This window comes from Ramlibacter sp. MAHUQ-53, assembly GCF_052600055.1.
The window spans coordinates 238,736-263,609 of sequence record NZ_JBQWTS010000005.1 but is presented as its reverse complement, the minus strand read 5'-3'; the positions used below and the strand labels follow the sequence as shown (position 1 = coordinate 263,609).

Here is a 24,874-nt window from a genome sequence, read left to right as displayed (position 1 = left end):
GGCCGCATCATGCGCATCCGACGACGTGGACATGTCCCCGGGGTCTCCGGGCCCGCGGCGCCCGCGCAGGGCGAGACCTCGCCGGCGCAGGGAGAGACCCAGCAGCCGGTGCCTCGGCTGCCGCACGAGCGGGACGAATCAAGCGACGATCAGGCCCCCCGCAGCCCCTCGATGGAGCGGGTCGGGCGGCAGGCCCACGAGGACCTGGAACGGGGCGTCCCCGATACCTCGCGCAGCGTCGAGACCGACGCGACCTACCACCGGCTGCGCGAGCCGGCGCCGCCCGGCGAGGTGGAGCGCGAGGAGAAAGCCGGGGGAAGAACCGGGGAGGACGGCGAGGCGAAGCCGGTCAGCCCGCCAGCGCCGCCCGCATCGCGTCAATGACGCCGCGGTAGTCGGGCTTGCCGAAGATGGCGCTGCCAGCCACGAAGGTGTCGGCGCCGGCGGCGGCGACGCGGGCGATGTTGTCGGCCTTGATGCCGCCGTCCACCTCGAGGCGGATGTCACGGCCGCTGGCGTCGATGCGCTTGCGCGCCTGCTCGATCTTGCGCAGGGCCGAATCGATGAAGCCCTGGCCGCCGAAGCCGGGGTTGACGCTCATGATCAGGATCAGGTCGATCTCATCGATCATGTGATCCAGCACCTCGAGGGACGAGGCCGGGTTGAACACCAGGCCGGCCTTGCAGCCGCGCGCCTTGATCGCCTGCACGCTGCGGTGCACGTGGGTCGAGGCGTCGGGGTGGAAGCTGATGAAATCGGCGCCGGCGTCTGCGAAGAGCTGGGCCAGCGCGTCGACCGGCTGCACCATCAGGTGGACGTCGATGGGCACGGGCGTGCCGTCGGGCTTCTTCGCGTGCGGCTTGAGCGCCTGGCACACCATCGGGCCGAAGGTGAGGTTCGGCACGTAGTGGTTGTCCATCACGTCGAAGTGGATCCAGTCCGCGCCGGCGGTGATCACGTTGCGCACTTCCTCGCCCAGGCGGGCGAAGTCGGCCGACAGGATGGAGGGGGCGATGCGATGGGTTTGGGTCATCGCGCGATTCTCGCAAATCGCGCGGGCGCTACCATCGGCCCATGGCCAAGTACCAGTTCCAGGTGGAAGCGCAGCCCGAATACCTGCCCGACGAGTCCGACCCGTCGCATGGCGTCTACAGCTTCGCCTACACCATCACCCTCACCAACACCGGCGAGGTGCCGGCGCAGCTGATCTCGCGGCACTGGCACATCACCGATGCCACCGGCCAGGTCGAACAGGTCCGCGGGCTCGGCGTGGTGGGCCACCAGCCCCTGCTCAAGCCGGGCGAGTCGTTCCAGTACGCCAGCGGCTGCCGCCTGCGCACGCCCACCGGCACCATGCACGGCGCGTACTTCTTCGTGGCCGAGGACGGCGAGCGCTTCGAGTGCGAGATCCCGCTGTTCGTGCTCGACGACGGCTCGCGCCGCGTCCTGCACTGAGACGGCATCCGGGCGCGGCTCAGCCCCAGTCCTACAGACTCATCAGGAGGTCGTCGATAAAGTCCCGCAACGGGAACTCTGCATGATCGACGTCCTGTACGCCTTGCGCGACGCACTGCGCGACACCTTCGACCTCACCCTCCTCCAATGGCCGCTGCTGCTGGCGCTGGCGGCCGCCGCCGGCCACCTGGTGCAGCGGCGACTGGGCCTGCCCCAGGTGGTGGGCTACTCCGTGGTGGGCGCCGTCGCCGGCCTGGCGGGCTTTTCGGGGGCGGTCTGGCCGCTCGAGGGCACGGGCCTGCTGCTGCTGCAGCTGGGCGTGGCGATCGTGCTGTTCGAGGCCGGCGGGCGCATCGCGCTGCGCTGGTTCCGGCACAACCCGATGGTGCTGCTGCAAAGCCTGCTCGAGGCCACGCTCACCTTCGCCCTCGTCTACTTCACCATGCGCAAGCTGGGGATGGCCGCCACCGTCAGCGAGGCGCTGGCCGCGATCGCGGTGACGGGTTCGCCCGCACTCCTGAACCGGGTGGTGCGCGACACCCGCGCCACCGGCGCCGTGACCGAACGCGCCCTGGTGCTCACCACGCTGGGGGCGCTCTACGCGCTGGCGCTGGTCAGCGCGCGCACCCACGTGATCCACCGCCACCGCGAGACGCTGGGGGACACGCTGTGGCCGATCCTGCTCGTGCTGGGCCTGTCGGTGCTGGTGGGCCTGGGCCTGGCGCTGGCGCTGCGGGCGGCGCTGCGCGTGATGAGCCCGACCAGCGAGAACACCTCGATCGTCCTGATCTGCGGCATCGCCGCCAGCGCCGTGCTGGTCGACGACCTCGGCGGCTCGGCGCCGCTCGCTGCGCTGCTCGGGGGCATCTTCCTCAAGCAGATGCACCCGCGCCCCTGGTCCTGGCCGAACCAGCTGGGGACCGCGGCGTCGTTGCTGGTCATGTTGAATTTCGTCCTGGTGGCGGTGGTGGCGGCGCAGGCGCCCTGGAACCCCGCCGTCGCCGGCCTGGTGCTGGCGCTGCTCGCCGCGCGCATGGCCGGCAAGGTGCTGGGCGTGGGCCTGGCCAACGCGGGCAGCGGCCTGGGCTGGCGGCAGGCGCTGTGGACCGCCTGCGCCATGTCGCCGATGGCCTCGGTGGCGCTGCTGCTGGTGTCCGAGTTCGCGGCGGCCTCCCCCAGCCTCGGCCCCCCGGTGGCCAGCGTGGCCCTGCCCGCCATCCTGCTGATGGAGGTGGTGGGCGCCATCGTCGCCACCTTCGCGATCTACCGCGCCGGCGAGACCTCGCGCGAGGCGGCGACCGAGGCACGGGAGCGCCATGCCTGAAGCCCTCTCTCTGGAGCCTTTCAGCCGGTCCGACGCCCTGACGCTGGGCGTGGAGCTGGAGCTGCAGCTGGTCAACACCCACGATTACGACCTCGCGCCCTACGCCGAGGAGATGCTACGGCTGATGCAGCGCCACGCCATCCCGGGCAGCGCGGTGCCGGAGATCACCTCCAGCATGATCGAGGTCTCCACCGGCATCTGCCGCAGCGCGCGCGAGGTGGCCGCGCAGCTGCGCGTGACGCGCGACGCCCTGGTGCACTGCGCCGACCGCCTCAACATCGCGGTGGTGGGCGGCGGCACCCACCCGTTCCAGCGCTGGCACGAGCAGCGCATCTACGACAAGCCGCGCTTCCGGCAGCTCTCCGACCTGTACGGCTACCTGAGCAAGCAGTTCACCATCTTCGGCCAGCACGTGCATGTGGGCTGCCCGGACGCCGACGCGGCGCTGCTGATGCTGCATCGCATGTCGCGCTACATCCCGCACTTCATCGCGCTGTCGGCCTCCTCGCCCTTCGTGCAGGGACAGGACACGCAGTTCGACTCGGCGCGCCTGAACTCGGTGTTCGCCTTCCCGATGTCGGGGCGCGCGCCGTTCACGCTGTCGTGGACGGAGTTCGAGGCCTACTTCGCCAAGACCACCCGTACCGGGGTGATCCGCAGCATGAAGGACTTCTACTGGGACATCCGGCCCAAGCCGGAGTTCGGCACCATCGAGATCCGGGTGTTCGACACGCCGCTGTCGATCGAGCGCGCCGCGGCCCTGGCGGGGCTGGTGCAGTCGCTGGCCGCCTGGTTCCTGAAGGAGTCGCCGTTCATGCCCGCGGAGGACGACTACCTCGTCTACACCTACAACCGCTTCCAGGCCTGCCGCTTCGGCCTGGAAGCGGTGTACGTCGAGCCCACCACCGGCGAGCACCTGCCGCTGCGGGACCACATCGCGCTGACGCTGGAGCGCATCGCCGACCATGGCATGGACCTGGGGGCCGACGCCGGCCTCGCCCTGCTCGCCGACGAGGCCGCGCGCGGCCGCAACGACGCGCGCTGGCTGCGCGAGAGCCAGGCCCGCGAGCGGCTGCTGGCGGAGACCGTGCGCCAGGCCGCCGGCCGCCTGAGGGGATCGGCCTAGGGGCCCGGCGCGCGGGCGCTATGCTCGGCGCTCCATGGGTGAATTCGACCTGATCGACCGCTTCTTCAAGCGCCCCGCGCGCCGCAGCCCGCTGGGCGTGGGTGACGACTGCGCGCTGCTCGCGCCCGCTCCCGGCATGCAGCTGGCCGTTTCCAGCGACATGCTGGTCGAGGGCCGCCATTTCCTGTCCACCGTGGACGCGCGCCGCCTGGGCCACAAGTGCCTGGCCGTCAACCTCAGCGACCTGGCCGCGTGCGGCGCCCGCCCGCTGGCCTTCACCCTGGCGCTGTCGCTGCCGCAGGCCGACGCGCGCTGGCTCGAGCCGTTCTCGCAGGGCCTGCTGGCCCTGGCCGACGCGCACGACTGCGAGCTGGTGGGCGGCGACACCACGCGCGGCCCCCTGAACATCTGCATCACCGTCTTCGGCGAGGTGCCGGCGGGGCAGGCCCTGCTGCGGTCCGGCGCGCGCGCCGGCGACGAGCTCTGGGTCAGCGGCCACACCGGCGACGCGCGCCTCGCGCTGGAGGTGTTCCGCGGCCGCCTCTCGGTGCCGCAGGCCGCCTTCGACGCGGCGCGCGAGCGGATGGAGCTGCCGACGCCGCGGGTGGCGCTGGGCCAGGCCCTGCGCGGCATCGCCACGGCGGCCGTGGACATCAGCGACGGCCTGCTCGGCGACCTTGGCCACATCCTCAGGCAGTCCGGCCTGGGGGCGGTGATCGACACCGACGCCGCTGCCACCCTGCCGGCCACCGGCGCAGCGCTCACGCCGGCGCAGCGGCTGGAGCTGGCGCTGGCCGGCGGCGACGACTACGAGCTGGCCTTCACCGCGCCCGCCACGCGGCGCGAGGCGGTCCTGGCCGCGGCCCGCACCGCCGGTACGCGCGTGACCTGCATCGGCCACACCGAGGCCGCGGCGGGCCTGCGCCTGGTCGACGGCCAGGGCCGCGCCGTCGAGGGCCGCTTCGCCTCCTGGGACCATTTCGCCTGAACCCCGCATGACCCCACCTTTGCTGCGGCCCAGCGTCCGCTTCACGTTCTCGCACCCGGCGCATGCCATCGCGCTGGGCTTCGGCACCGGCCTGTCGCCGTTGGCCCCGGGCACTGCCGGCACGCTGTGGGCCTGGCTGGCCTGGCTGGTGCTGCAGCTGTGGCTGCCGGCCGACGCGCTGGGCTGGGTGATCGCCGCCGCCCTGGTGGTGGGCTGGTGGGCCTGCACCCGCACCGCCGACCACCTGGGCCAGCTCGATCCCGGCAACATCGTGTGGGACGAGGTGGTGGCCTTCTGGATCGTGCTGTGGCTGGTGATGCCGGCCGGCTTCTGGGCGCAGCTCGCGGCCTTCGGCCTGTTCCGCTTTTTCGACGCGGCCAAGCCCGGTCCGGTGGGCTGGGCCGACCGCCTGTTCAAGGGCTTCGGCTGGCGCGGCGGCCTGGGCATCCTGCTGGACGACCTGGTGGCCGCGTTCTGCACCCTGTTCGTGATCGCACTGTGGAGGTTCTTCGCATGACAGAGGACGTCACCCGCCTGTCCCGGCTGCTGCTCGATCGCGGCTGGATGCTGACCACCGCCGAGAGCTGCACCGGCGGCCTGGTCGCCGCGGCCTGCACCGAGATGGCCGGCTCGAGCGACTGGTTCGACCGCGGCTTCGTCACCTACTCCAACGAGGCCAAGGCCGACATGCTGGGCGTGGACCCGGCGCAGATCGAGGCCCATGGCGCCGTGAGCGAGATCGTGGCCCGGGCCATGGCCCACGGCGCGGCGCGGCGCTCGCGCGCCCGCGTCGCCGTGGCCGTGACCGGCATCGCCGGCCCCACCGGCGGCAGCGCCGCCAAGCCGGTGGGCACGGTGTGGTTCGGGTTCATGGTGGACGGGCGCCTGTCCAGCCAGATGCTGAAGTTCGACGGCGACCGCGCCGCGGTGCGCGCCGCCACCGTGCGCCACGCGCTGCAGCGGCTGGCGCAGCTGGTGGAAGCCACCGAGGAATGACACCCGTGAAGGAGGAATCCATGGGCTGGTTCGACGGATTCGAGCAGGGCCGCTTCCCGGTCGGCGGCGGCATCGAGATCTTTGCCCGCTTCGGCGGCGACCGCGGCAAGCCGCCGCTGTTGCTGCTGCACGGCTTCCCGCAGACACATGCGATGTGGCACCGCGTGGCGCGGCAGCTGGCCACGCACTACCGGCTGGTGATACCCGACCTGCGCGGGTACGGCGATTCGTCGAAGCCGCCCGGCCTGCCGGACCATGCGAACTACAGCAAGCGGGAGATGGCGCGCGACCTGGTGGCGCTGATGACGGCCCTGGGCCACCCGCAGTTCTTCGTGTGCGGCCACGACCGCGGCGGGCGCGTCGCGCACCGCCTCGCACTGGACCACCCGCAGCGGGTACAGCGCCTGTGCGTGGTCGACATCGCGCCGACGCTGGACATGTTCGCGGCCACCGACATGGCCTTCGCCCGCGGCTACTACCACTGGTTCCACCTGATCCAGCCCTCGCCGTTGCCCGAGACCATGATCGGCGGCGCGCCGCGGCCGTACCTGCATGCCAAGCTGGGCGGCTGGGGCGCGGGCGGCCTGGGCCACATCGAGCCGCAGGCCCTGGCCGAATACGAACGCTGCTTCATGCGCCCCGAGGCGATCCATGCCGCCTGCGAGGACTACCGCGCCGCCGCCTCGATCGACCTGGACCACGACCGCGAGAGCCGCTCGCGCGGCGAGCAGGTCGCCTGCGACCTGCTGGTGCTGTGGGGCGAGCGCGGGCTGGTGCACCGGATGTTCAAGCCGCTGGACCTGTGGCAGGCCCAGTGCGCCGGCCATGTGAGCGGGCAGGCGATGCCCGCCGGCCACTTCATCCCGGAGGAGCTGCCGCAGGAGACGGCGGACGCCCTCTGGTCGTTCTTCCGCTGAGGGGCAGGGGCGTCAGGCCCCGTGGCACTTCTTGTATTTCTTGCCGCTGCCGCAGGGGCAGGGATCGTTGCGCCCGGGTTCCGGCGCCTTGCGCACGGCCTCCACGCGCGGGCCCAGGCTGCGCCAGATCTGGCGGATGTCGTAGACCGACCAGATCGCCTCACCGAAGTCGTTCAGGCGCGCGTCGCTCACGCTGGGCGGGCCGTCCTCGGTGTGCATGTTGATCTCGGGCTTGCCGGTGTCGGGCGAGGCGAGCTGCTCGATCGACTCGATAGCATCGGCCAGCATCTCGGCCACCTCCTTGTCGCGCGGGGGCGCCCAGTCCTCCTCCCAGGCCTGCATCGCATAGAGGAAGCCGTGGGCCCAGGTCTCGGCGAAGGACGGCAGGTCCTCGAGGTCGCCGTCGCCGCGCTCGCCCTCGGGCAGGGCCAGCACCGCGCCGCGCACGTCCAGCACCTCGGGCTGGTAGGCGCGCTCGTCCTCGAGCGTGTCGACCTCGGCGTCGAGGCCGTCGGCGATCTCCTGCCAGCGGCGCTTCCAGCGCCAGACGAACTCCATGTGCTCCATGGGGTTGAACTTCTCCCCCAGGAGCACAGGCCAGTATTCCTGCGGCGGGATCTCGCGGCGGCAGCACACCAGCGCGGCGAGGAAGCCCTCGCAGAACTCCCAGTCGGGCGTGTCCTCGTCCTGCTCGCGCAGCTGGTCGAGGACGGCGTCGAGCGCGTCGAAATCGTCGGAACCCAGGGGGGCGTCGGTCTTGAGGGGGTCGGTCATGGCATCAGGCGTTTTCAAGGGCGGGCTGGGCGCGCACGGACCAGGCGGCCAGGCGCTTCTTCATGGAGAGCACCGCGCGGTCCTTGCTCAGAAGCAGGGCCTGGCGGGCGACGGCGAGGTCGATGAACTTCTGGTCGTCGGGGTCGCTGCAGGTGACGGGGGCCTTGGCGGGCGCCTCGACCAGCGCGGCGTGGCGGTCGAAGCGGGCCAGCACGTCGGCCGGCTGCAGGCCGTAGTGCGCCAGGCGCGGCACGATCTGCGGATAGGCCAGCACGCGCTCGAGCTCCTCGCGCATGGCGGCGGTGGCCAGCCACTGCAGGCGGCCGGCCTCCAGCGCGGGCAGCAGCGGGCGGGCGGCCTCGTCGGCGAAGACGAAGGCGTCCAGCACGATGTTGGTGTCGAGGACGACGGCGGTCATGCGGCGGGCGGAGTCGGAGCCGGGGACGCGGGCGCGCGCTCGCGCGCCGAGCCGGCCACCATGTCGAAACGGAACAGGCGGCACTCGATCGGGCCGTTCCACATCGGGATGCGACGCGACTCCTTCAGGCGCATGCGCGAGGGCAGCTTGAGGTCGGGCGTGAGCACCCAGGCGGTCCAGCCGGGGTAGTGCTTCTTCCAGTGCGCCGAGAGCTGGGCGAAGAAGTCGCCCGCCTCCTCGACCTGGGCGCGCTCGCGGCCGCCCTGGTGGCGGCCGGCCACGCCCGCGGTCTCGATGCGCTCGCCATAGGGCGGGTTCACCAGCAGGATGCCGGGCTGCTCGCTGGGCGGCATGCGTTGCAGCGCGTCGCCGCCGCGGAACTGCACGACGCCGGCCACGCCCGCGCGCTGCGCGTTGCGGTTGGCGAAGTCGACCATCCGGAAGGCCACGTCGGAGCCGTACACCGTGACCTGCGCGGGCTTGCGCAGCGCCTCGGCCTCGGCCTTGACCTGCGACCACACATGCGCCTGGTACGGCAGCAGCTTCTCGAAGCCGAAGCGCCGCAGCAGCCCGGGCGCGATGCCGCAGGCCACCTGCGCCGCCTCGATGGCGATGGTGCCGCTGCCGCAGCACGGGTCGTACAGCGGCACGCTGCCGTCCCAGCCGCTGGCGGCGATCATGGCCGCGGCCAGGGTCTCCTTGAGCGGCGCGTCGCCCTTGTCCTCGCGCCAGCCGCGCTTGAACAGCGGCTCGCCCGAGGTGTCGATGTACAGCGTGCAGTGGCTGGCGGTGAGGTGCACGTAGACGCGCACGTCGGGCCACTGCGTCTCGACGCTGGGGCGCACGCCGGCCTTGTGGCGGAAGCGGTCGGCGATGGCGTCCTTCACCTTGAGCGCGGCGAAGTTCAGGCTCTTGAGCGGGCTGTGCTGCGCGGTGATCTCGATCTTGAAGGTCTGGCGCGGGGTGAACCAGATCTCCCAGGCCACGGCGGCGGCGGCCTCGTAGATGTCGGCCTCGTTGCGATAGGGCGTGTGCGACAGCTGCACCAGCACGCGCTGCGCGAGGCGGCTGTGGAGGTTCAGGCGCAGGGCCTCGCGCCAGGAGGCGGTGGCGACCACGCCGCCGCGGCCCACCATCAGGTCGTGGCCGGCCAGGCCGGTGAGGCGGTGCACCTCGTCGGCCAGCAGGTCTTCGACGCCCGCGGCGCAAGGCAGGAACAGCTGCAGCGAATTCATGGAAAGAGGAAGGTCAGAGCGCCTTGCGCAGGTTCGCCGGCGCGATGCGCAGGGCCTCGCGGTACTTGGCGACGGTGCGGCGGGCGCATTCGATGCCCTGCTCCTTGAGCAGGTCGGAAATCTGGCTGTCGGACAGCGGCTTCTTGGGGCTCTCGGCCGACACCAGCTGTCGAATGAGTGCGCGCACCGCGGTGCTCGAGGCGTTGCCGCCGGTCTCGGTGCCCAGCGCCGAGCCGAAGAAGTACTTCAGCTCGAAGGTGCCGAAGGGCGTGGACATGTACTTGGCCGTGGTCACGCGCGAGATGGTGGACTCGTGCAGGCCGAGCTCGTCGGCGATCTCGCGCAGCACCAGCGGGCGCATGGCCAGCTCGCCGTGGATGAAGAAGTTCTTCTGGCGCTCGACGATGGCGTTGGACACGCGCAGGATGGTGTCGAAGCGCTGCTGGATGTTCTTGATGAACCAGCGCGCCTCCTGCAGCCGCTGCTGCAGCGCCTGGTGGCCCTCGCCCTTGTGCGCCTTGAGGGCGCCGGCGTAGATGTCGTGCACGCGCAGGCGCGGCATGACATCGGGATTGAGCTGCACGCGGAAACGCGGCTGGCCGGCGCGCACGACGCGGGTGACGATCACGTCGGGCACGACGATGTTGCGCTCCACGTCGACGAAGCGGCGGCCCGGCTTGGGCTCGAGCCGCGCGATCAGGCCGATGGCCGCCTTGATGGCGGCTTCGCCCTCGCCCGTGAGCTGCACCAGGCGCTTGACGTCGCGCTTGGCGAGCAGCTCCATCGGGTGGCGCAGGATGGCCAGGGCGGCCGAGACCGGCGAATCGCGCTCGCCACCACGGGCCTCGGCCATCGCCTGCAGCTGCAGGGTGAGGCATTCGGCCAGGCTGCGCGCGCCGACGCCGGCGGGCTCCAGGTGGTGCAGCAGGCGCAGGGCCACGGTGAAGTGGTGGACCAGGTCCTCCTGCTGCTCGAAGTCGCCGGGCGCGAGGGACTCGGCCAGGGATTCCAGCGAGTCCTCGAGGTAGCCGTCGTCGTTGAGGTTCTCGATCAGGAAGCGCAGCGCCGCCGCGTCCTCGTCGCACAGGCGCAGCGCCAGGGCCTGGCGGTGCAGGTGCATCTGCAGCGACTCGGTGCCGCGGGCCAGCTCGGTGGCGTCGGCCTCGTCGCCGTCGCCGGCGTTGCTGCTGGTGTGGTTGCGGGCGGGAGCGTCGCCGCCCCATTCGCCGTCGTCGGGCACGACCTCGGTGGTGCCGTCGCCCTCCCAGTCGGAGGGGCCGGCCTCGGCGGGCGGGCCGTCGCCGGCGTCGCTGCCCTCGGAGGAGGCGCGCACGTCGGAGACGCCGCCGAAGTCACCGCTGAAGCCGTCGCCGGCCTCGGCGGCATCCGCCGCCACCGGCGCGTCGGATTGCGCCAGGCCGAACTCCTCGCGCGCGGCGCTGTCGTCGGTGACCTCGAGGAACGGGTTGTCGCCCAGCATCTGCTCGACTTCCTGCGACAGCTCGAGCGTCGACAGCTGCAGCAGGCGGATCGACTGCTGCAGCTGCGGCGTGAGCGCCAGGTGCTGCGAGACGCGGAGCGAGAGGCCTTGTTTCACCGGGCCCGCCTTACATGCGGAAATGCTCGCCGAGGTAGACGCGGCGCACGTCGGCGTTGTTCACGATCTCGTGCGGCGTGCCCTGCGCCAGCACATGGCCGTCGCTGATGATGTACGCGTGGTCGCAGATGCCCAGGGTCTCGCGCACGTTGTGGTCCGTGATCAGGACCCCGATGCCGCGGGACTTGAGGAAGCTGATGATGCGCTGGATCTCGATGACCGCGATCGGGTCGATGCCGGCGAAGGGCTCGTCCAGCAGGATGAAGCGCGGTTGCGTAGCCAGTGCGCGGGCGATCTCCACCCGCCGGCGCTCGCCACCGGACAGGGCGATGGAGGGCGAGTCGCGCAGGTGGTCGACCCGCAGGTCCTGCAGCAGCTCGGTCAGGCGCTCCTCGACGGCGCGGCGGCCCAGGGGCCTGCCGTGTTCGTCGAGCTGCAGCTCCAGCACCGCGCGCACGTTGTCCGCCACATTCAGCTTGCGGAAGATCGAGGCCTCCTGCGGCAGGTAGGACAGGCCCAGCCGCGAGCGGCGGTGGATCGGCATGTGCTCGACGGACTGGCCGTCGATGGTGATGGTGCCGCCGTCGGCGCGCACCAGGCCCACGATCATGTAGAAGGAGGTGGTCTTGCCCGCGCCGTTGGGGCCCAGCAGGCCGACGACCTCGCCCTTGGACACGCCCAGGGAGACGTCCTTGACGACCTTGCGGCTGCCGTAGCTCTTTTGCAGGTGCAGCGCTTCGAGCCGGCTCGGCTTCGCGCCGGCCACGGGAGCCTCCACCCGGTCCGCGGCTTCCATCACCGCCGTCACTTGCGCTCCCCGCCCAGCGTGGTGGAGGGACGCAGCGGCGCTGCCGGCGCGGCGGGCGCCGAGGCCGCGCCGCGCGGCGCCAGCACCGCCCGCACGCGGCCGCCGGGGTTGCCGGCCTGGGCCTGGCGGTTGCCGAGGGGCGCGCCGTCCACGGTGAAGACGTCGGTGGTGTTCTCGTAGGTGATCACGCTGCCCTGGGTCTCGTCGGCCAGGACGGCACCGCGGTAGCGGCGCAGCTCCGCCCGGCCGTTGAAGCGCACGCGGTCGGCCTTGCCGTCGTATTCGATGGTGTCGCCCTCGCCTTCGACGTATTCGTCCACGCCCTCGCGCTTCTGGCGCCAGAACGCGCGCTTGCCGGGCTCGGCGGTGACCACGCCGTACTGGTAGCCCTCGGCGTCCTGGCGAACCTCCATGCGGGCGCCGCGAATGACGATGGTGCCCTTGGTGGCGACCACCTGGCCGGTGAACACGCTGACCTGCTTGAGGTCGTCATGGCGCAGGGTGTCGGCCTCGATGTTCATCGGCTTGCTGCGGTCGGCCCGCTCGGCCGAGGCGCTCCCCGCCACGAGCAGGGCCACGAGGGTCAGCGAGAGGGACAGGATGGGGCGCTTCATAGAGGCATGAATCTTGCGAGCATTGTACGCCCCGGATCCGGGTCAACCCGGCGGTGGGGGCGGGAACATCGGGCCGGCCCCGCACCCCGAGCGGGGTCAGCGCCCCTGGCGGACCTGGGCGACCAGGGCGTCGACGATCTGCAGGGCGCGGCCCATGTTGCCGGCGCTCTCGCCGTCCACATAGAAGCGGCCGGCCACGCCCAGGGCGGGCACGCCCTCGACGCGGTAGGCATCCTGCAGCTGCGAGGCGCGGCGGGCCTTGGTCTGCACCGAGAACGACGCGTACAGCTCCTGGAACTTCGCGCGGTCCAGGCCGGACTTCTGCGCCCAGGCCAGGATGGTGTCGTCGCGGTTCAGGGGCTGGCGCTCCTTGTGGATCGCGTCGAAGACCTTGCCGTGCAGGTCCAGGCGGTTCATCGCCTCCAGCGTGTAGAACAGGCGCTGCTGCGGCACGAAGTCGTCGCGGAAGGCCACCGGCACGCGGCGCAGGACCACGTCGGCGGGCAGCTTCTTCGACCAGGCCTCGAGCTGCGGCTCGAAGGCGTTGCAGTGCGGGCAGCTGTACCAGAAGAACTCCACCACCTCGATCTTGCCGGCAGGCGCCTCCACGGGCGCGGACTGCGACAGCACGCGGTAGTCGGTGCCAGCCTTCTGGGCGAAGGCGGCGGGAGCCAGGGACAGGGCGCCGGCGGCCAGCAGGCCGGCGGAGAAATCGCGTCGTTGGATCATGGGGTGGTGAGAGGTTGGGGATTCAGCGCTGCACGCGCACCAGGGCCGCCTCGAAGCCGCCGGACTCCAGCCGCGCCTTGCTGCGGTCGGCATCATCCTTCTTGTCGAAAGGCCCCACGCGCACGCGGAACACCTGGCGGCCGGACTGGTCACGCTCGCTCACGCGGGCCTCCAGGCCCATCAGCGAGAGCTTGGCGCGCTGGGCCTCGGCATCCTCCGGGGTGCGGAAGGCGCCGGCCTGCACGTAGTAGATGAAGGGGTCGGCGCCCGCCGCGGCCGGGGCGTTGGCGCGGGCCGCCGCGAGGTCGCCCAGCGGGTCGGCCGACTTGCCGGCGGGCTTGCTGGCCGCAGCGGCCGGCGCAGGCACCGGGGCGACCGAGCCGCCCAGCGAGGGCAAGGCCGGTGGCGCCGGGGTCGCGGCGGGGGCGGGCGCGCCGGCGGGAGCCGGCGCCGAGGCCGCGCCTTCCGCCGGCGGCTTCACCGGGTTCTTGCCGTACAGGGGGGCGTTGGGATCCCAGTTCTGGTTCTTCTTCGTCTCGGCGGCGTCCTGCTCGGGCGTGCGGGTCTGGGTCTTGTTGACGAATGGGATCGGCACCTTGGTGACGTAGACCGCCACCGCCAGGGCCGCACCCAGGCCCAGCACCAGGCCGATGACGATGCCCACGAGGGTGTTGCCGCGCTGTTGATTCATCTCTGGGATTCCCTGGCTGTCACATCTTCTGCGGGGCACCGACGCCCAGCATGGCCAGGCCATTGTGCAGCACCTGCGCACACGCAGCCACCAGGGCCAGGCGGGCCTTCTTCACGCCCTCGTCGTCGACCAGGATGCGCTCGGCGTCGTAGTACGAGTGGTAGGCCGCGGCCAGCTCGCGCAGGTAGAAGGTGACGTCGTGCGGCGCGAAGTCCTTGGCGGCGGCGGTGAGCATCTCGGGGTACTTGGCCAGCACCAGCATCAGCGCCTGGGCCGCGGGCGAGTCCAGCGGCGACAGGTCGGCGTCCTTCAGGCTGGCGGAGTCGCCGCCCCAGGCCGCCAGCACCGAGCAGATGCGGGCATGGGCGTACTGCACGTAGTAGACCGGGTTGTCGTTGTTCTGGGCGATCGCCAGGTCGACGTCGAAGGTGTACTCGGTGTCGGGCTTGCGAGAGAGCAGGAAGAAGCGGACCGCGTCCTTGCTGGTCCACTCGATCAGGTCACGCAGGGTGACGTAGCTGCCGGCGCGCTTGGAGATCTTCACCTCCTCGCCGCCTCGCACCACGCGCACCATGGTGTGCAGCACGTAGTCGGGGAAGCCCTGCGGGATGCCCAGGCCCACCGCCTGCAGGCCGGCGCGAACGCGGGCGATGGTGCCGTGGTGGTCCGTGCCCTGGATGTTGATGGCCTTGGTGAAGCCGCGCTCGAACTTGGTGATGTGGTAGGCCACGTCCGGCACGAAGTAGGTGTAGGAGCCATCGCCCTTGCGCATGACGCGGTCCTTGTCGTCGCCGTACTCGGTGGACTTGAGCCACAGCGCGCCGTCGTGCTCGTAGGTCTTGCCGGCGTCGCGCAGGCGCTGCACCGCGGCGTCGACCTTGCCGCTGGTGTAGAGGCTGGACTCGAGGTAGTAGTGGTCGAAGCGCACGTCGAAGGCGCGCAGGTCCAGGTCCTGCTCGTGGCGCAGGTAGGCCACGGCGAACAGGCGGATGCCGTCGAGGTCGTCGGGGTCGCCGGAGGCGGTGAACTCGCGGTCGTCGGACTTGACGGTCTTCTTCGCGAGGAAGTCGTTGGCGATGTCCTGGATGTAGTCGCCGTTGTAGGCGGCCTCGGGCCACTCGGCGTCGCCGGGCTTGAAGCCCTTGATCCGGAGCTGGGTCGAGGTGGCCAGGGTGCCGATCTGCACGCCGGCGTCGTTGTAGTAGAACTCGCGGTGCACGCTCCAGCCCTGGCTGGCGTAGAGGTTGCAGATCGCGTCGCCCAGGGCGGCCTGGCGGCCGTGGCCCACGTGCAGCGGGCCGGTGGGGTTGGCGGAGACGAACTCCACCATCATGCGCTGGCCGTTGGCAGGCTGCTGGCCGAAGGCCGCGCCGGCGGCGAGCACCTCGCGCACCACCTGCTGCTTGGCGGCGGGCTTGAGGCGGATGTTGATGAAGCCGGGGCCGGCGATCTCGATCGCGTCGACCCAGCGCTGGAAGGCCTCGCTCGCCAGCAGGGCGGCCTTCAGGGCCTCGGCCACCTGGCGGGGGTTCTGCTTGAGGGGCTTGGCCAGTTGCATGGCCGCGGTGCAGGCGAGGTCGCCGTGGGCGGCGGCCTTGGGGGATTCGAACGCCGCCTTCGCGCCCGCGCCGGGCTGCAGCTGTTCGAGCCCGGACGCGAGCGCGCCGAGCAGGTCTTGGGTGACTTGGAGCATCGGCGGATTTTACGGGCCGCCCCTCGAGCTTTCGCGCTACAAGGCCGCGATGGGCCGGCCCAGCCCCGACAGGCTGAACTGGTGGCGCAGGTAGTCGATCCACAGGCGCACCCGCAGCGCCAGGTGCTTGCGCTGCGGAAACACGGCGTAGATGCCATTGGGCGGGGCGGCGTAGTCGGCCAGCACCTCCACCAGCCGGCCGGCCGCGATGTCGGCCTCCACCTCCCAGGTGCTGCGCCAGGCGATGCCCCGGCCCTGCAGGCACCAGTCGTGCAGCACCTGGCCGTCGGAGCAATCGAGCGGGCCGGCGGGGCGCAGGTACAGCACCTCGCCCGCGTCGCGGAAGGCCCAGCCCCGGGTCTGCGAGGCCTCGCTCGAAAGCACCAGGCAGTCGAAGCGGGCGAGGTCGTCGGGATGCGCCGGCGAGCCGTGCCGACGCAGGTACTCCGGCGTGGCCACGCACAGGCGGCGGTTGTCGGCCAGGCGGACGCTGACCAGGGAGGAGTCGGGGAAGTCGCCCACCCGCACGCCGCAGTCGTAGCCTTCGGCGGCGAGGTCGACCACGCGATCGCTCAGGTTCAGGGACAGCGTGACGTCGGCATGCAGCTCGCGGAATCCCGGCACCAGGGGCGCCACATGGCGCCGCCCGAAGCCGGCCGGCGCGGTGACCCGCAGGTGGCCGCTGGCCTTGACCCCGCCGGCGCTCACGCTGGCCTCGGCATTCGAGAGGTCGGCCAGCACGCGCTGGCAGTCCTCCAGGAAGGCGCTGCCCTCGTGGGTGAGGGAGAGGCGGCGGGTGGTGCGCACCATCAGCTTCACGCCCAGGCGCTCCTCCAGCGCGTCGAGCCGGCGGCCCATGATGGCCGGGGCCACACCCTCGGCCCGGGCCGCCGCGGTGAGGCTGCCGCGGGTGGCGACGGAGACGAAGGATTCGAGCTGCTTGAGCTTGTCCATGGCGAAATTACCTAACAAAAAGTCAAAGACGACTTGATTTTTGGCATGTTAATCGCCCGAGAAGTATCAAATAAAGTCGCGGGATGGAACATCCGCGCGCCGTGCTCTTTGACGCCTACGGCACCCTCTTCGACGTCTACAGCGTCGGCCTGCTGGCCGAGCAGCTGTTTCCCGGCCAGGGCCAGGCCCTGTCGGTGCTGTGGCGTGACAAGCAGATCGAGTACACCCGCCTGGTCACCACCAGCAACGACGGCGCGCACTACCGCCCCTTCTGGGACCTGACCCAGGCCGGCCTGCGCTATGCCTGCAAGCGCCTGGGCCTGGACCTCACGCCGGCCCGCGAGCAGCAGCTGATGAACCAGTACCGGCACCTGTCCGCCTTCCCCGAGGACCGTGAGGTGCTGCAGGCGCTGCGCGATCGCGGCGTGGCCACCGGCATCCTGTCCAACGGCGACCCGCAGATGCTGGGCGTGGCCGTGCGCAGCGCCGGCCTCGACGGGCTGCTGGACCACGTGCTCAGCGTGGACGGCATCCGCAAGTACAAGACCCACCCGCAGGCCTACGCGCTGGGCACGCAGGCCACCGGCCTGCCCGCCGCGCAGGTGCTGTTCGTGAGCAGCAACAGCTGGGACGCGCTGGCCGCGACCTGGTTCGGTTACCGCACGCTGTGGGTGAACCGCCAGAATCTGCCCTTCGAGGAACTGGGCACCCCGCCCACCCGCATCGGCCACAGCCTGCGCGACGTGCTTTCCTTTTTTGACTGAGACAACAAACCCCGGAGAACCCATGACGACTGCCCGCACCGCCATCCACGGCCTCAAGGTCGACGCCGCCCTGGCCCGCTTCATCGACGAACAGGTGCTGCCCGGCACCGGCGTCGACCGCGCCGCCTTCTGGCAAGGCTTCGACGCCATCGTGCGCGACCTCGCGCCGAAGAACGCCGCCCTGCTGGCCGAGCGTGACCGCCTGCAGTCCGAGCTGGATGCCTGGCACACCGCCAACCCCGGCCCGATCAAGAACATGAAGGCCTACCGCGCCTTCCTGGAGAAGATCGGCTACCTGGTCACGCCGCCCAAGAACGTGAAGGCCACCACCGCCAACGTCGACGCCGAGCTCGCCAAGCAGGCCGGTCCGCAGCTGGTGGTGCCGATCCTGAACGCCCGCTACGCGCTGAACGCCGCCAACGCCCGCTGGGGCTCGCTGTACGACGCGCTGTATGGCACCGACGCCCTGCCCGAGACCGGCGGCGCCGAGAAGGGCAAGGGCTACAACCCGGTGCGCGGCGCCAAGGTCATCGAGTACGCCCGCTACGTGCTGGATCGCTGCGCCCCGCTGAAGGAGGGCTCGCACATCGACTCCACCGCCTACGCGGTCAAGGGCGGCAAGCTGGTCGTCACGCTGAAGGACGGCACCACCTCCGGCCTCGAGATCGGCAAGCAGTTCGTGGGCTACCAGGGCGACGCCGCCGCGCCCGCCTCCGTGCTGCTGCAGCACAACGGCCTGCACCTGGACCTCCGCATCGACAAGTCGCACCCGATCGGCGCCACCGACCCGGCCGGCGTGTGCGACCTGGTGCTGGAATCCGCCCTGTCCACCATCCTGGACCTGGAAGACTCCATCGCCGCCGTCGACGCCGAGGACAAGCTGCTCGCCTACAGCAACTGGCTCGGCATCCTCAAGGCCACGCTGACCGAGGAAGTCGCCAAGGGCGGCAAGACCTTCACCCGCGGCCTCAACCCCGACCGCGTCTACACCGCGCCCAAGGGCGACGGCGAGGTGCGCCTGCATGGCCGCTCGCTGCTGTTCCTGCGCAACGTGGGCCACCTCATGACCAACCCCGCCATCCTGTGGGGCGACGAGGACAAGGAGATCCCCGAGGGCATCATGGACGCGGTGATCACCACCGCGATCGCGCTGCACGACCTGCAGGGCCACGGCAAGGACGGCATCCGCAACTCGCGCACCGGCTCGGTCTACATCGTCAAGCCCAAGATGCACGGCCCCAAGGAAGTGGCCTTCGCCAGCGAGCTGTTCGGCCGCGTCGAGCAGGTCCTGGGCCTGGCCCCCAACACCGTGAAGCTGGGCATCATGGACGAGGAGCGCCGCACCAGCGTGAACCTCAAGGCCTGCATCGCCGAAGCCAAGGCCCGCGTGGCCTTCATCAACACCGGCTTCCTGGACCGCACCGGCGACGAGATGCACACCGCCATGCGCGCCGGCCCGATGCTGCGCAAGGGCGACATGAAGACCTCCGCCTGGATCCAGGCCTATGAGCGCAACAACGTGCTGGTCGGCCTGACCTGCGGCCTGAGCGGGCGCGCGCAGATCGGCAAGGGCATGTGGGCCATGCCGGACCTGATGGCGGCCATGCTGCAGCAGAAGATCGGCCACCCCAAGGCCGGCGCCAACACCGCCTGGGTGCCCTCGCCCACCGCGGCCACGCTGCACTCGCTGCACTACCACCAGGTCGACGTGTTCGCCGTGCAGAAGGAGCTGGCCAAGACCTCCGCCGACGCCGTGCGCGACGAGATCCTCGACGGCCTGCTGCAGGTGCCGGTGGCGCCCAAGGCCCACTGGAGCGACGAGGAGCGCCAGCAGGAACTGGACAACAACGTCCAGGGCATCCTGGGCTACGTGGTGCGCTGGATCGACCAGGGCGTGGGCTGCTCCAAGGTGCCCGACATCCACAACGTGGGCCTGATGGAAGACCGCGCCACGCTGCGCATCTCCAGCCAGCACATTGCCAACTGGCTGCGCCACGGCATCGTCACCCCCAAGCAGGTCCATGCCACCTTCCGCCGCATGGCCAAGGTGGTGGACAAGCAGAACAAGGGCGACCCGCTGTACCAGCCCATGGCCGGCAACTGGGAGACCAGCTACGCCTACCGCGCCGCGCTGGACCTGGTGTTCAAGGGTGAGGAGCAGCCCGCGGGCTACACCGAGCCGCTGCTGCACGCCTGGCGCCAGAAGGCGAAGGCGAAGGCCTGAGGGAGACGGAAGGTGGAAGGCACCGCGCCCTCCATCGACCCGGGCCGCTGCCCCCTGTGCGGCGGCCCGAATGGCTGCGCCATGGAGGCGCAGCGCGCCACCGGGCAGGAACAGCCGCCGTGCTGGTGCACGCGCGTCGAGTTCACCGAGGCGCTGCTGGCGCGGGTGCCGCAGGAGGCCCGGCGCAAGGCCTGCATCTGCGCCGCCTGCGCGGCGCCGGGGAAGGCGGACGCCGGCTAGTCGAGCCAGTCGTTCAGGTCGTTGACCAGGCCGGCCACCACGCTGGCCAGGCCGACGCCGCGGCCGATGCCGCGGGCTTCCTGGGCCTCGGCCCGGGCCTGGGAGGCGGCGGGCGTGATGGCAATGGCCCGGTCGTCCTCCTCGCGTGACGGCTCCAGCAGCTGCCGGAGGAAGACGTCGCCGCCCCCCGCGGACGCAGCCTTTCCATCCGCGCCCAGGCGCTCCCCGAGGCCCCGCCGGATCTCCGCGATTCCCAGGCCTTGCGGATCGTGGTCACGGAGCGCGCGCTCCGCCTCCCGGAACACCTGGCGGGCCTCATCGATCGTCACGCGCTGGCGATCCCCCTTGGAAATCACCCAGGTGTCATTGCCCCAGACCAGGGCCATCAGGCCCAGGGTGGCGGTCTTGACCGCCTTGACGGACAGCTTGGCGGCGGTGGCCGGCACCTTGATCGCCGCGGTCAGCGCGAACAGGCCCAGGGCGACGGCCGTGGAGCCGTAAGCGGCATAGACCTTGGCCTTGTCATCGCCATAGCGGCCCTTGAGCTTGCCATGCAGCCAGTTGCCCAGCGCATTGGGCCCCAGGGGCGGTGGCGTGCGGTTCTCGCCGCGCAGATTCGCTTCGGCGCATTTCACGCACTCCCGCGCGGCGCGCGCATCCGCGACGGACATCAGCAGCCGCAGCCCGGTGAAGGCCACCAGGGGAGCGGCGGCGCCGCCGGTAGCCACTGTCGCTGCGATGGCCAGGCCCAGCATCACCGAACCCGCCGCGACGCTGCACAGCTTGCCCACGAAGTTCTTGCGGGCCACGTCCACGCCCTGGCGCAAGGCGGTCTCCAGGGCCTGCGCGGAGTCGCGCACACGCTTGACGGCAGCGGCCTGCGCCTCGCCCAGCTCGGGGGCGGCGATCGTGGCCGGCTTCGGGCCGGGGGGTTCAGGCAAGGGGGAGGTGTCGTCCGGGGCCTGCACCTGCGCCTCGGTCTTCGGCTGGAGCGCTGGCAAAGGGACGGGCTGCCAGGACACAGGGGCACCGTCGGGATGCAGGGAGAGGAGCTCCCTCGAGGGCCCGGGCCCGGTGAACGCTGCGGGCAGCGAGGAGGAACGCGGGCGGGCCCCGCCGTCGTTGAACACGCTCATGCAGTCAGCTCCCGTCACTCAAGCGCCCAGCTGGGCGATCTGGTCCAGCCGGCGCTGCGCCGCCGCCCGGACCTCCTCGTACGCCGGGTCCAGCCAGGACAGCTGGATGGCCGTCTCGAAGGCCTCGCGCGCCTCCTCGAAAGACGCCATCGCCCCCAGGCACTCGCCGGCCCGGTAGGCGCAGTGGGCGTCGGTGGCCTGCATCAGCAGGGCCTGCACATAGAAGCGCCCCGCCGCCTCCCACTGGCCCAGGTGCTGCAGCGCCGCCGCCAGCACCAGGTGGTGCCGCCGATCCCAGGGGTCCTGCTCGACGAGCCAGGCCCCGCGGTCGACGGCCTCGTGATAGCGCCCCGCCTCCAGGTCGGCGCAGGCCTGCGCATGGACTTGCGCGAGCTGCTCGGGCGTGAAGCCCTGCACGCGAGCCGGCGCAACGCCATTCAGGACCAGGGCATCGAACAGGCCCTCGGTCGTGGTCAGGTCCAGCGGCGGCTCGGTCATGCATGTCTCCGGATGGTCGAGGCAGCCCATCAGTAACCCGGACGGGCGGTGAGTTCAGGGCCGGCCGGGGCGACAATGGCGCCATGTGCCAGCTCCTCGGAATGAACTGCAACACGCCCACGGACGTGACCTTCAGCTTCACCGGCTTCGCCCAGCGCGGCGGGCGCACCGACCACCATGGGGATGGCTGGGGCATCGCCTTCTTCGAGGGGCGGGGCGTGCGGCACTTCGTGGACCACCTGCCGGCAGCCACCTCGCCGGTGGCCGAGTTGATCCGCAGCTACCCGATCAAGAGCCGCAACGTCGTCGCCCACATCCGCAAGGCCACGGTGGGCGAGGTGGCCCTGGAGAACTGCCACCCCTTCGTGCGCGAGCTGTGGGGGCGCTACTGGGTCTTCGCCCACAACGGCACGCTGAAGGACTTCCACCCCCGCCTGCATGCCGGCTTCCACCCGGTGGGCGACACGGACAGCGAGCGCGCGTTCTGCTGGCTGATGCAGGAGCTGGCCAAGTCGCATGCCGGCGTCCCGAGCATCGAGGAGCTCACCCTGACGCTGCGCGAACTGGCGCCCCAGATCGCGCGGCATGGCACCTTCAACTTCCTGCTGTCCAACGGCCAGGCGCTGTGGGCGCACTGCTCCACGAACCTGTTCTTCGTCGAGCGCAGGCACCCCTTCGCCCACGCGCAGCTGGCGGACGAGGACCTGTCGGTGGACTTCTCGCAGGTCGCCTCGCCGGGCGACCGGGTGGCCGTGGTGGTGACCGCGCCCCTCACGACCAACGAGGCCTGGACGCCCTTCGCCTCCGGCGAGCTGCGGGTGTTCGTGGACGGCCAGGCCGCCGGCTGACCGCTACGCCTTCGACTTCAGCGCCGCCTCGAGGGCGTCGATGAACATCGCCGGCACGTCGAAGCCGGTCTGCTGCGTGATCTCCTGGAAGCAGGTGGGGCTGGTCACGTTGACCTCGGTCAGGCAGTCGCCGATCACGTCCAGGCCCACCAGCAGCAGCCCGCGCGCGGCCAGCACCGGCCCCAGGGCCTCGGCGATCTCGCGGTCGCGGGCGGACAGCGGCTGCGCCACGCCCTTGCCGCCGGCGGCCAGGTTGCCGCGCACCTCGCCGCCCTGCGGGATGCGGGCGAGGCAATAGGGCACCGGCTTGCCGCCGATGACCAGCACGCGCTTGTCGCCGTGCACGATCTCCGGCACGTAGCGCTGCACCATGATCGTGGTGGCGCCGCCGGCGTTGAGCGACTCGACGATGGCCCCCAGGTTCAGACCGTCGTCGCGCACGCGGAAGATGCCCATGCCGCCCATGCCGTCGAGGGGCTTGAGGATGATGTCGCGGTGCTCCGCGTGGAAGCGGCGCACGGCCTGCTCGTCGCGCGTGACCAGGGTGGGGCTGGTGAACTGCGGGAACTGCATGATCGCCAGCTTCTCGGGATGGTCACGCAGCGCCGCCGGCCTGTTGAAGACGCGCGCGCCCTCGCGCTCGGCCTGCTCCAGCAGGTGGGTGGCGTAGAAGTACTCGCTGTCGAAAGGCGGGTCCTTGCGCATCACGATGGCGCCGTACTCGCGCAGGGCCCGCACGCGGGTGTGGCTCTCGACGAACCATTCCTCGTCGGCGCCGGTGAGGGTGACCTCGCGCACCTGCGCCTCCACCACGCCGCCCGAGCGCCACGAAAGGTGGCGCGGCTCGCAGGCCACCACCCGATGGCCGCGGCGCTGCGCCTCGCGCATCATCGCGAAGGTGGTGTCCTTGTAGACCTTGAAGGTCTCCAGGGGGTCGGCGACGAACAGGATCTCCATGCCAGCCTCCTTGGGAATCAGATCGCGACCTTGGAGCCGAGCTCCACGACCGAGTTGTTCGGCAGGTTCAGGAAGTCGGCCGCCGCGCTCGCGTTGTGGTGCATCTGAGCGAACAGCTTCTCGCGCCACGGGGCCATGCCGCCGCCGATGCTGGGGACGACCACGTCGCGCGAGAGGAAATAACTGGTGTTCATGTGGTCCACCTGGCAGCCGTGGGTGCGCACCGCCTCAAGCGCGAGCGGCAGGTCGGGGTCGTCCTTGAAACCGTAATGCACCATCACCTGCCAGCAGTCATTGCCCAGGGCGGTGATCTCGGCGCGCTCGCTCGCCTCGATCCACGGCACCTCGTGGCTGCGGACGGTGACGAACACGTTGTGCTCGTGCAGCACCTTGTTGTGCTTCAGGTTGTGCAGCAGGGCGTTGGGCACCGCGCCGGGTTCGGCGGTGAGGAAGACCGCAGTGCCGGGCACGCGCGAGGGCGGCGCGACGAAGACCGCCTCGAGGAAGCTTTTCAGGTCGATGGCGTCGGTCTTGAGGGCCTGGTTCAGGATGAAGCGGCCCTGCTTCCACGTCATCATCAACGTGAAGATCGCGCCGCCGATCAGGAGCGGGAACCAGCCGCCGTCCAGCAGCTTCAGGAGGTTGGACGCGAAGAAGGTGACGTCGATGATGAAGAACCAGCCGGTGGCGGCCAGGCACAGCCACAGCGGGTACTTCCAGCCGAAGCGGATCACGAAGAAGGTGAGGATGGTCGTGATCAGCATGTCCAGCGTGACCGCGATGCCGTAGGCCGCCGCCAGGTTGCTCGAGGAGCGGAACATCACCACCGCCAGCACGATGGCCACGAACAGGCCCCAGTTCACGAAGGGCATGTAGATCTGGCCGGTATCGCTGACGCTGGTGTGCTGCACGTTCAGGCGCGGCAGGTACCCCAGCTGGATCACCTGCTTGGTCACGCTGAAGGCGCCGGTGATGAGGGCCTGCGAGGCGATCACGGTGGCGGCGGTGGCCAGGAGCACCAGGGGCAGCTGGGCCCAGTCGGGGGCCATCAGGAAGAACGGGTTCTTCACCGCCGCGGGGTTCTCCAGCAGCAGCGCGCCCTGGCCGAAGTAATTGAGCACCAGGGACGGCATGACCACGCCGAACCAGGCCAGGCGGATCGGCCTCTTGCCGAAGTGGCCGAGGTCGGCGTACAGGGCCTCCGCGCCGGTGACGCACAGCACCACCGCGCCCAGGATGATGAAGGTGGTACCCGGGTTGGCCAGGGCGAAGCCGATGGCATGGTGCGGGCTGATCGCCTGCAGGATCTCCGGGTGCAGCAGGATGTTGGACACGCCCAGCAGGGCCAGCACCGCGAACCAGGCCAGGGTGATCGGCCCGAAGAAGCGGCCGATGCCGGTGGTGCCGCGCTTTTGCACGAAGAACAGGCAGAACAGGATGACCAGCGTCAGCGGGATCACCCATCGCTTGAACTGCGGCGAGACCACCTCCAGGCCCTCGACCGCGGAGAGCACCGAGATCGCCGGGGTGATGACGCCGTCGCCGTAGAACAGGCTGGTGCCGAAGATGCCCACCGCCAGCATCGCGGAGCGCAGGCGCGGCTTGTCCTTCACCGCCTGCGAGGCTAGGGCCAGCATGGCCACCAGGCCGCCCTCGCCGTGGTTGTCGGCGCGCAGCACCAGCACCACGTACTTGAGCGAGACGATGATGGTCAGCGTCCAGAAGAAGATGGACAGGATGCCGTAGACATTGCCCGGCGTGAACGGCACGTGGCCCGAGCCGAACACCTCCTTGACCGCATACAGCACGCTGGTGCCGATGTCGCCGTAGACGACGCCGATGGCGCCGAGCGTGAGCGCGGCGAGCGAGGACTTGGAGTGCGACACGG

General features: G+C 70.8%; 27 protein-coding genes. 12 read left to right on the top strand and 15 right to left on the bottom strand.

What is annotated here, in order from left to right; translation table 11 throughout:
- The first annotated feature begins 9 nt into the window (after positions 1-9).
- On the top strand, positions 10-384 hold the full coding sequence (locus ACT80S_RS10225; RefSeq protein ID WP_377415524.1) for a hypothetical protein: 375 nt from the start codon (positions 10-12) through the stop codon (positions 382-384).
- Here the strand turns inward: ACT80S_RS10225 and rpe are convergent.
- Complete coding sequence (gene rpe, locus ACT80S_RS10220) at positions 350-1,033, bottom strand: ribulose-phosphate 3-epimerase (protein ID WP_377415523.1); 684 nt, start codon at positions 1,031-1,033, stop codon at positions 350-352. The two genes, ACT80S_RS10225 and rpe, sit on opposite strands and share 35 nt — an antisense overlap.
- A 41-nt stretch (positions 1,034-1,074) precedes the next feature.
- On the opposite strand from rpe, the gene apaG reads away from it, so the two are divergent.
- The 7 genes from apaG (at position 1,075) to ACT80S_RS10185 (ending at position 6,806) form a co-directional block, all read left to right on the top strand.
- Positions 1,075-1,455 (top strand): Co2+/Mg2+ efflux protein ApaG, encoded by a 381-nt coding sequence (gene apaG, locus ACT80S_RS10215; RefSeq protein ID WP_377415522.1) that lies wholly within the window; start codon positions 1,075-1,077, stop codon positions 1,453-1,455.
- 82 nt (positions 1,456-1,537) lie between these two features.
- Positions 1,538-2,779 carry a cation:proton antiporter gene (locus ACT80S_RS10210; RefSeq protein WP_377415521.1) on the top strand — a complete coding sequence of 414 codons (1,242 nt, stop codon included), beginning with the start codon at positions 1,538-1,540 and terminating at the stop codon, positions 2,777-2,779.
- A complete protein-coding gene (locus tag ACT80S_RS10205; protein WP_377415520.1) occupies positions 2,772-3,905 on the top strand; it encodes a YbdK family carboxylate-amine ligase in 1,134 nt (377 codons plus the stop codon). Before ACT80S_RS10210 ends, ACT80S_RS10205 begins: the two co-directional genes overlap by 8 nt.
- A gap of 34 nt (positions 3,906-3,939) precedes the next feature.
- Entirely contained in the window at positions 3,940-4,893 is a 954-nt protein-coding gene (gene thiL, locus ACT80S_RS10200; protein WP_377415519.1) for a thiamine-phosphate kinase, read from the top strand.
- 7 nt (positions 4,894-4,900) lie between these two features.
- Positions 4,901-5,410: a phosphatidylglycerophosphatase A family protein gene (locus tag ACT80S_RS10195; RefSeq protein WP_377415518.1), complete on the top strand. Its 510-nt coding sequence runs from the start codon at positions 4,901-4,903 to the stop codon at positions 5,408-5,410.
- Complete coding sequence (locus tag ACT80S_RS10190) at positions 5,407-5,889, top strand: CinA family protein (protein ID WP_377415517.1); 483 nt, start codon at positions 5,407-5,409, stop codon at positions 5,887-5,889. The genes ACT80S_RS10195 and ACT80S_RS10190 overlap by 4 nt, the downstream gene beginning before the upstream one ends.
- A gap of 20 nt (positions 5,890-5,909) precedes the next feature.
- Positions 5,910-6,806, top strand: a complete 897-nt coding sequence (locus ACT80S_RS10185; RefSeq protein WP_377415558.1) for an alpha/beta fold hydrolase — start codon at positions 5,910-5,912, stop codon at positions 6,804-6,806.
- 12 nt (positions 6,807-6,818) lie between these two features.
- Here ACT80S_RS10185 and ACT80S_RS10180 read toward each other — a convergent pair whose 3' ends face one another.
- From ACT80S_RS10180 to ACT80S_RS10135, 10 genes are all read right to left on the bottom strand, one after another.
- Entirely contained in the window at positions 6,819-7,580 is a 762-nt protein-coding gene (locus ACT80S_RS10180) for a UPF0149 family protein (RefSeq protein ID WP_377415516.1), read from the bottom strand.
- A gap of 4 nt (positions 7,581-7,584) precedes the next feature.
- The gene (locus ACT80S_RS10175; protein ID WP_377415515.1) at positions 7,585-7,998 is read right to left on the bottom strand and encodes a putative toxin-antitoxin system toxin component, PIN family; all 414 of its coding nucleotides are present in this window, start codon (positions 7,996-7,998) and stop codon (positions 7,585-7,587) included.
- Complete coding sequence (locus ACT80S_RS10170) at positions 7,995-9,233, bottom strand: THUMP domain-containing class I SAM-dependent RNA methyltransferase (RefSeq protein WP_377415514.1); 1,239 nt, start codon at positions 9,231-9,233, stop codon at positions 7,995-7,997. Before ACT80S_RS10170 ends, ACT80S_RS10175 begins: the two co-directional genes overlap by 4 nt.
- Positions 9,234-9,246: 13 nt before the next feature.
- A complete protein-coding gene (locus tag ACT80S_RS10165; protein ID WP_377415513.1) occupies positions 9,247-10,830 on the bottom strand; it encodes an RNA polymerase factor sigma-54 in 1,584 nt (527 codons plus the stop codon).
- Positions 10,831-10,840: 10 nt separating this feature from the next.
- On the bottom strand, positions 10,841-11,626 hold the full coding sequence (lptB, locus tag ACT80S_RS10160; RefSeq protein ID WP_377415512.1) for an LPS export ABC transporter ATP-binding protein: 786 nt from the start codon (positions 11,624-11,626) through the stop codon (positions 10,841-10,843).
- 8 nt (positions 11,627-11,634) lie between these two features.
- Positions 11,635-12,252, bottom strand: a complete 618-nt coding sequence (lptA, locus tag ACT80S_RS10155; RefSeq protein ID WP_377415511.1) for a lipopolysaccharide transport periplasmic protein LptA — start codon at positions 12,250-12,252, stop codon at positions 11,635-11,637.
- Positions 12,253-12,348: 96 nt separating this feature from the next.
- On the bottom strand, positions 12,349-12,978 hold the full coding sequence (locus ACT80S_RS10150; RefSeq protein ID WP_377415557.1) for a thiol:disulfide interchange protein DsbA/DsbL: 630 nt from the start codon (positions 12,976-12,978) through the stop codon (positions 12,349-12,351).
- Between the two features lie 25 nt (positions 12,979-13,003).
- Positions 13,004-13,672: an SPOR domain-containing protein gene (locus ACT80S_RS10145; protein WP_377415510.1), complete on the bottom strand. Its 669-nt coding sequence runs from the start codon at positions 13,670-13,672 to the stop codon at positions 13,004-13,006.
- Between the two features lie 19 nt (positions 13,673-13,691).
- Positions 13,692-15,365 (bottom strand): arginine--tRNA ligase, encoded by a 1,674-nt coding sequence (gene argS / locus ACT80S_RS10140; protein WP_377415509.1) that lies wholly within the window; start codon positions 15,363-15,365, stop codon positions 13,692-13,694.
- Positions 15,366-15,401: 36 nt separating this feature from the next.
- Positions 15,402-16,319, bottom strand: coding sequence for a LysR family transcriptional regulator (locus ACT80S_RS10135; RefSeq protein ID WP_377415508.1), 918 nt, complete (start codon positions 16,317-16,319; stop codon positions 15,402-15,404).
- 83 nt (positions 16,320-16,402) lie between these two features.
- Here ACT80S_RS10135 and ACT80S_RS10130 point away from each other — a divergent pair, with 83 nt between their 5' ends.
- The 3 genes from ACT80S_RS10130 to ACT80S_RS10120 are packed head-to-tail and all read left to right on the top strand — an operon-like array spanning position 16,403 to position 19,547.
- The gene (locus ACT80S_RS10130; RefSeq protein WP_377415507.1) at positions 16,403-17,083 is read left to right on the top strand and encodes a haloacid dehalogenase type II; all 681 of its coding nucleotides are present in this window, start codon (positions 16,403-16,405) and stop codon (positions 17,081-17,083) included.
- 22 nt (positions 17,084-17,105) lie between these two features.
- On the top strand, positions 17,106-19,307 hold the full coding sequence (locus ACT80S_RS10125) for a malate synthase G (RefSeq protein ID WP_377415506.1): 2,202 nt from the start codon (positions 17,106-17,108) through the stop codon (positions 19,305-19,307).
- A gap of 12 nt (positions 19,308-19,319) precedes the next feature.
- Complete coding sequence (locus ACT80S_RS10120; protein ID WP_377415505.1) at positions 19,320-19,547, top strand: cysteine-rich CWC family protein; 228 nt, start codon at positions 19,320-19,322, stop codon at positions 19,545-19,547.
- Here the strand turns inward: ACT80S_RS10120 and ACT80S_RS10115 are convergent.
- Both ACT80S_RS10115 and ACT80S_RS10110 read right to left on the bottom strand, forming a co-directional pair.
- Positions 19,544-20,488, bottom strand: a complete 945-nt coding sequence (locus ACT80S_RS10115; protein ID WP_377415504.1) for a hypothetical protein — start codon at positions 20,486-20,488, stop codon at positions 19,544-19,546. The two genes, ACT80S_RS10120 and ACT80S_RS10115, sit on opposite strands and share 4 nt — an antisense overlap.
- Positions 20,489-20,701: 213 nt before the next feature.
- Positions 20,702-21,181, bottom strand: coding sequence for a BTAD domain-containing putative transcriptional regulator (locus tag ACT80S_RS10110; RefSeq protein WP_377415503.1), 480 nt, complete (start codon positions 21,179-21,181; stop codon positions 20,702-20,704).
- Between the two features lie 83 nt (positions 21,182-21,264).
- Here ACT80S_RS10110 and ACT80S_RS10105 point away from each other — a divergent pair, with 83 nt between their 5' ends.
- Positions 21,265-22,029: a class II glutamine amidotransferase gene (locus ACT80S_RS10105; protein ID WP_377415502.1), complete on the top strand. Its 765-nt coding sequence runs from the start codon at positions 21,265-21,267 to the stop codon at positions 22,027-22,029.
- 3 nt (positions 22,030-22,032) lie between these two features.
- On the opposite strand, the gene gshB is transcribed toward ACT80S_RS10105, so the two are convergent.
- Together gshB and ACT80S_RS10095 are read right to left on the bottom strand one after the other, a co-directional pair.
- Complete coding sequence (gene gshB / locus ACT80S_RS10100; RefSeq protein ID WP_377415501.1) at positions 22,033-22,986, bottom strand: glutathione synthase; 954 nt, start codon at positions 22,984-22,986, stop codon at positions 22,033-22,035.
- Positions 22,987-23,003: 17 nt separating this feature from the next.
- Positions 23,004-24,872, bottom strand: coding sequence for a potassium transporter Kup (locus ACT80S_RS10095; protein WP_377415500.1), 1,869 nt, complete (start codon positions 24,870-24,872; stop codon positions 23,004-23,006).
- Positions 24,873-24,874: the final 2 nt, after the last annotated feature.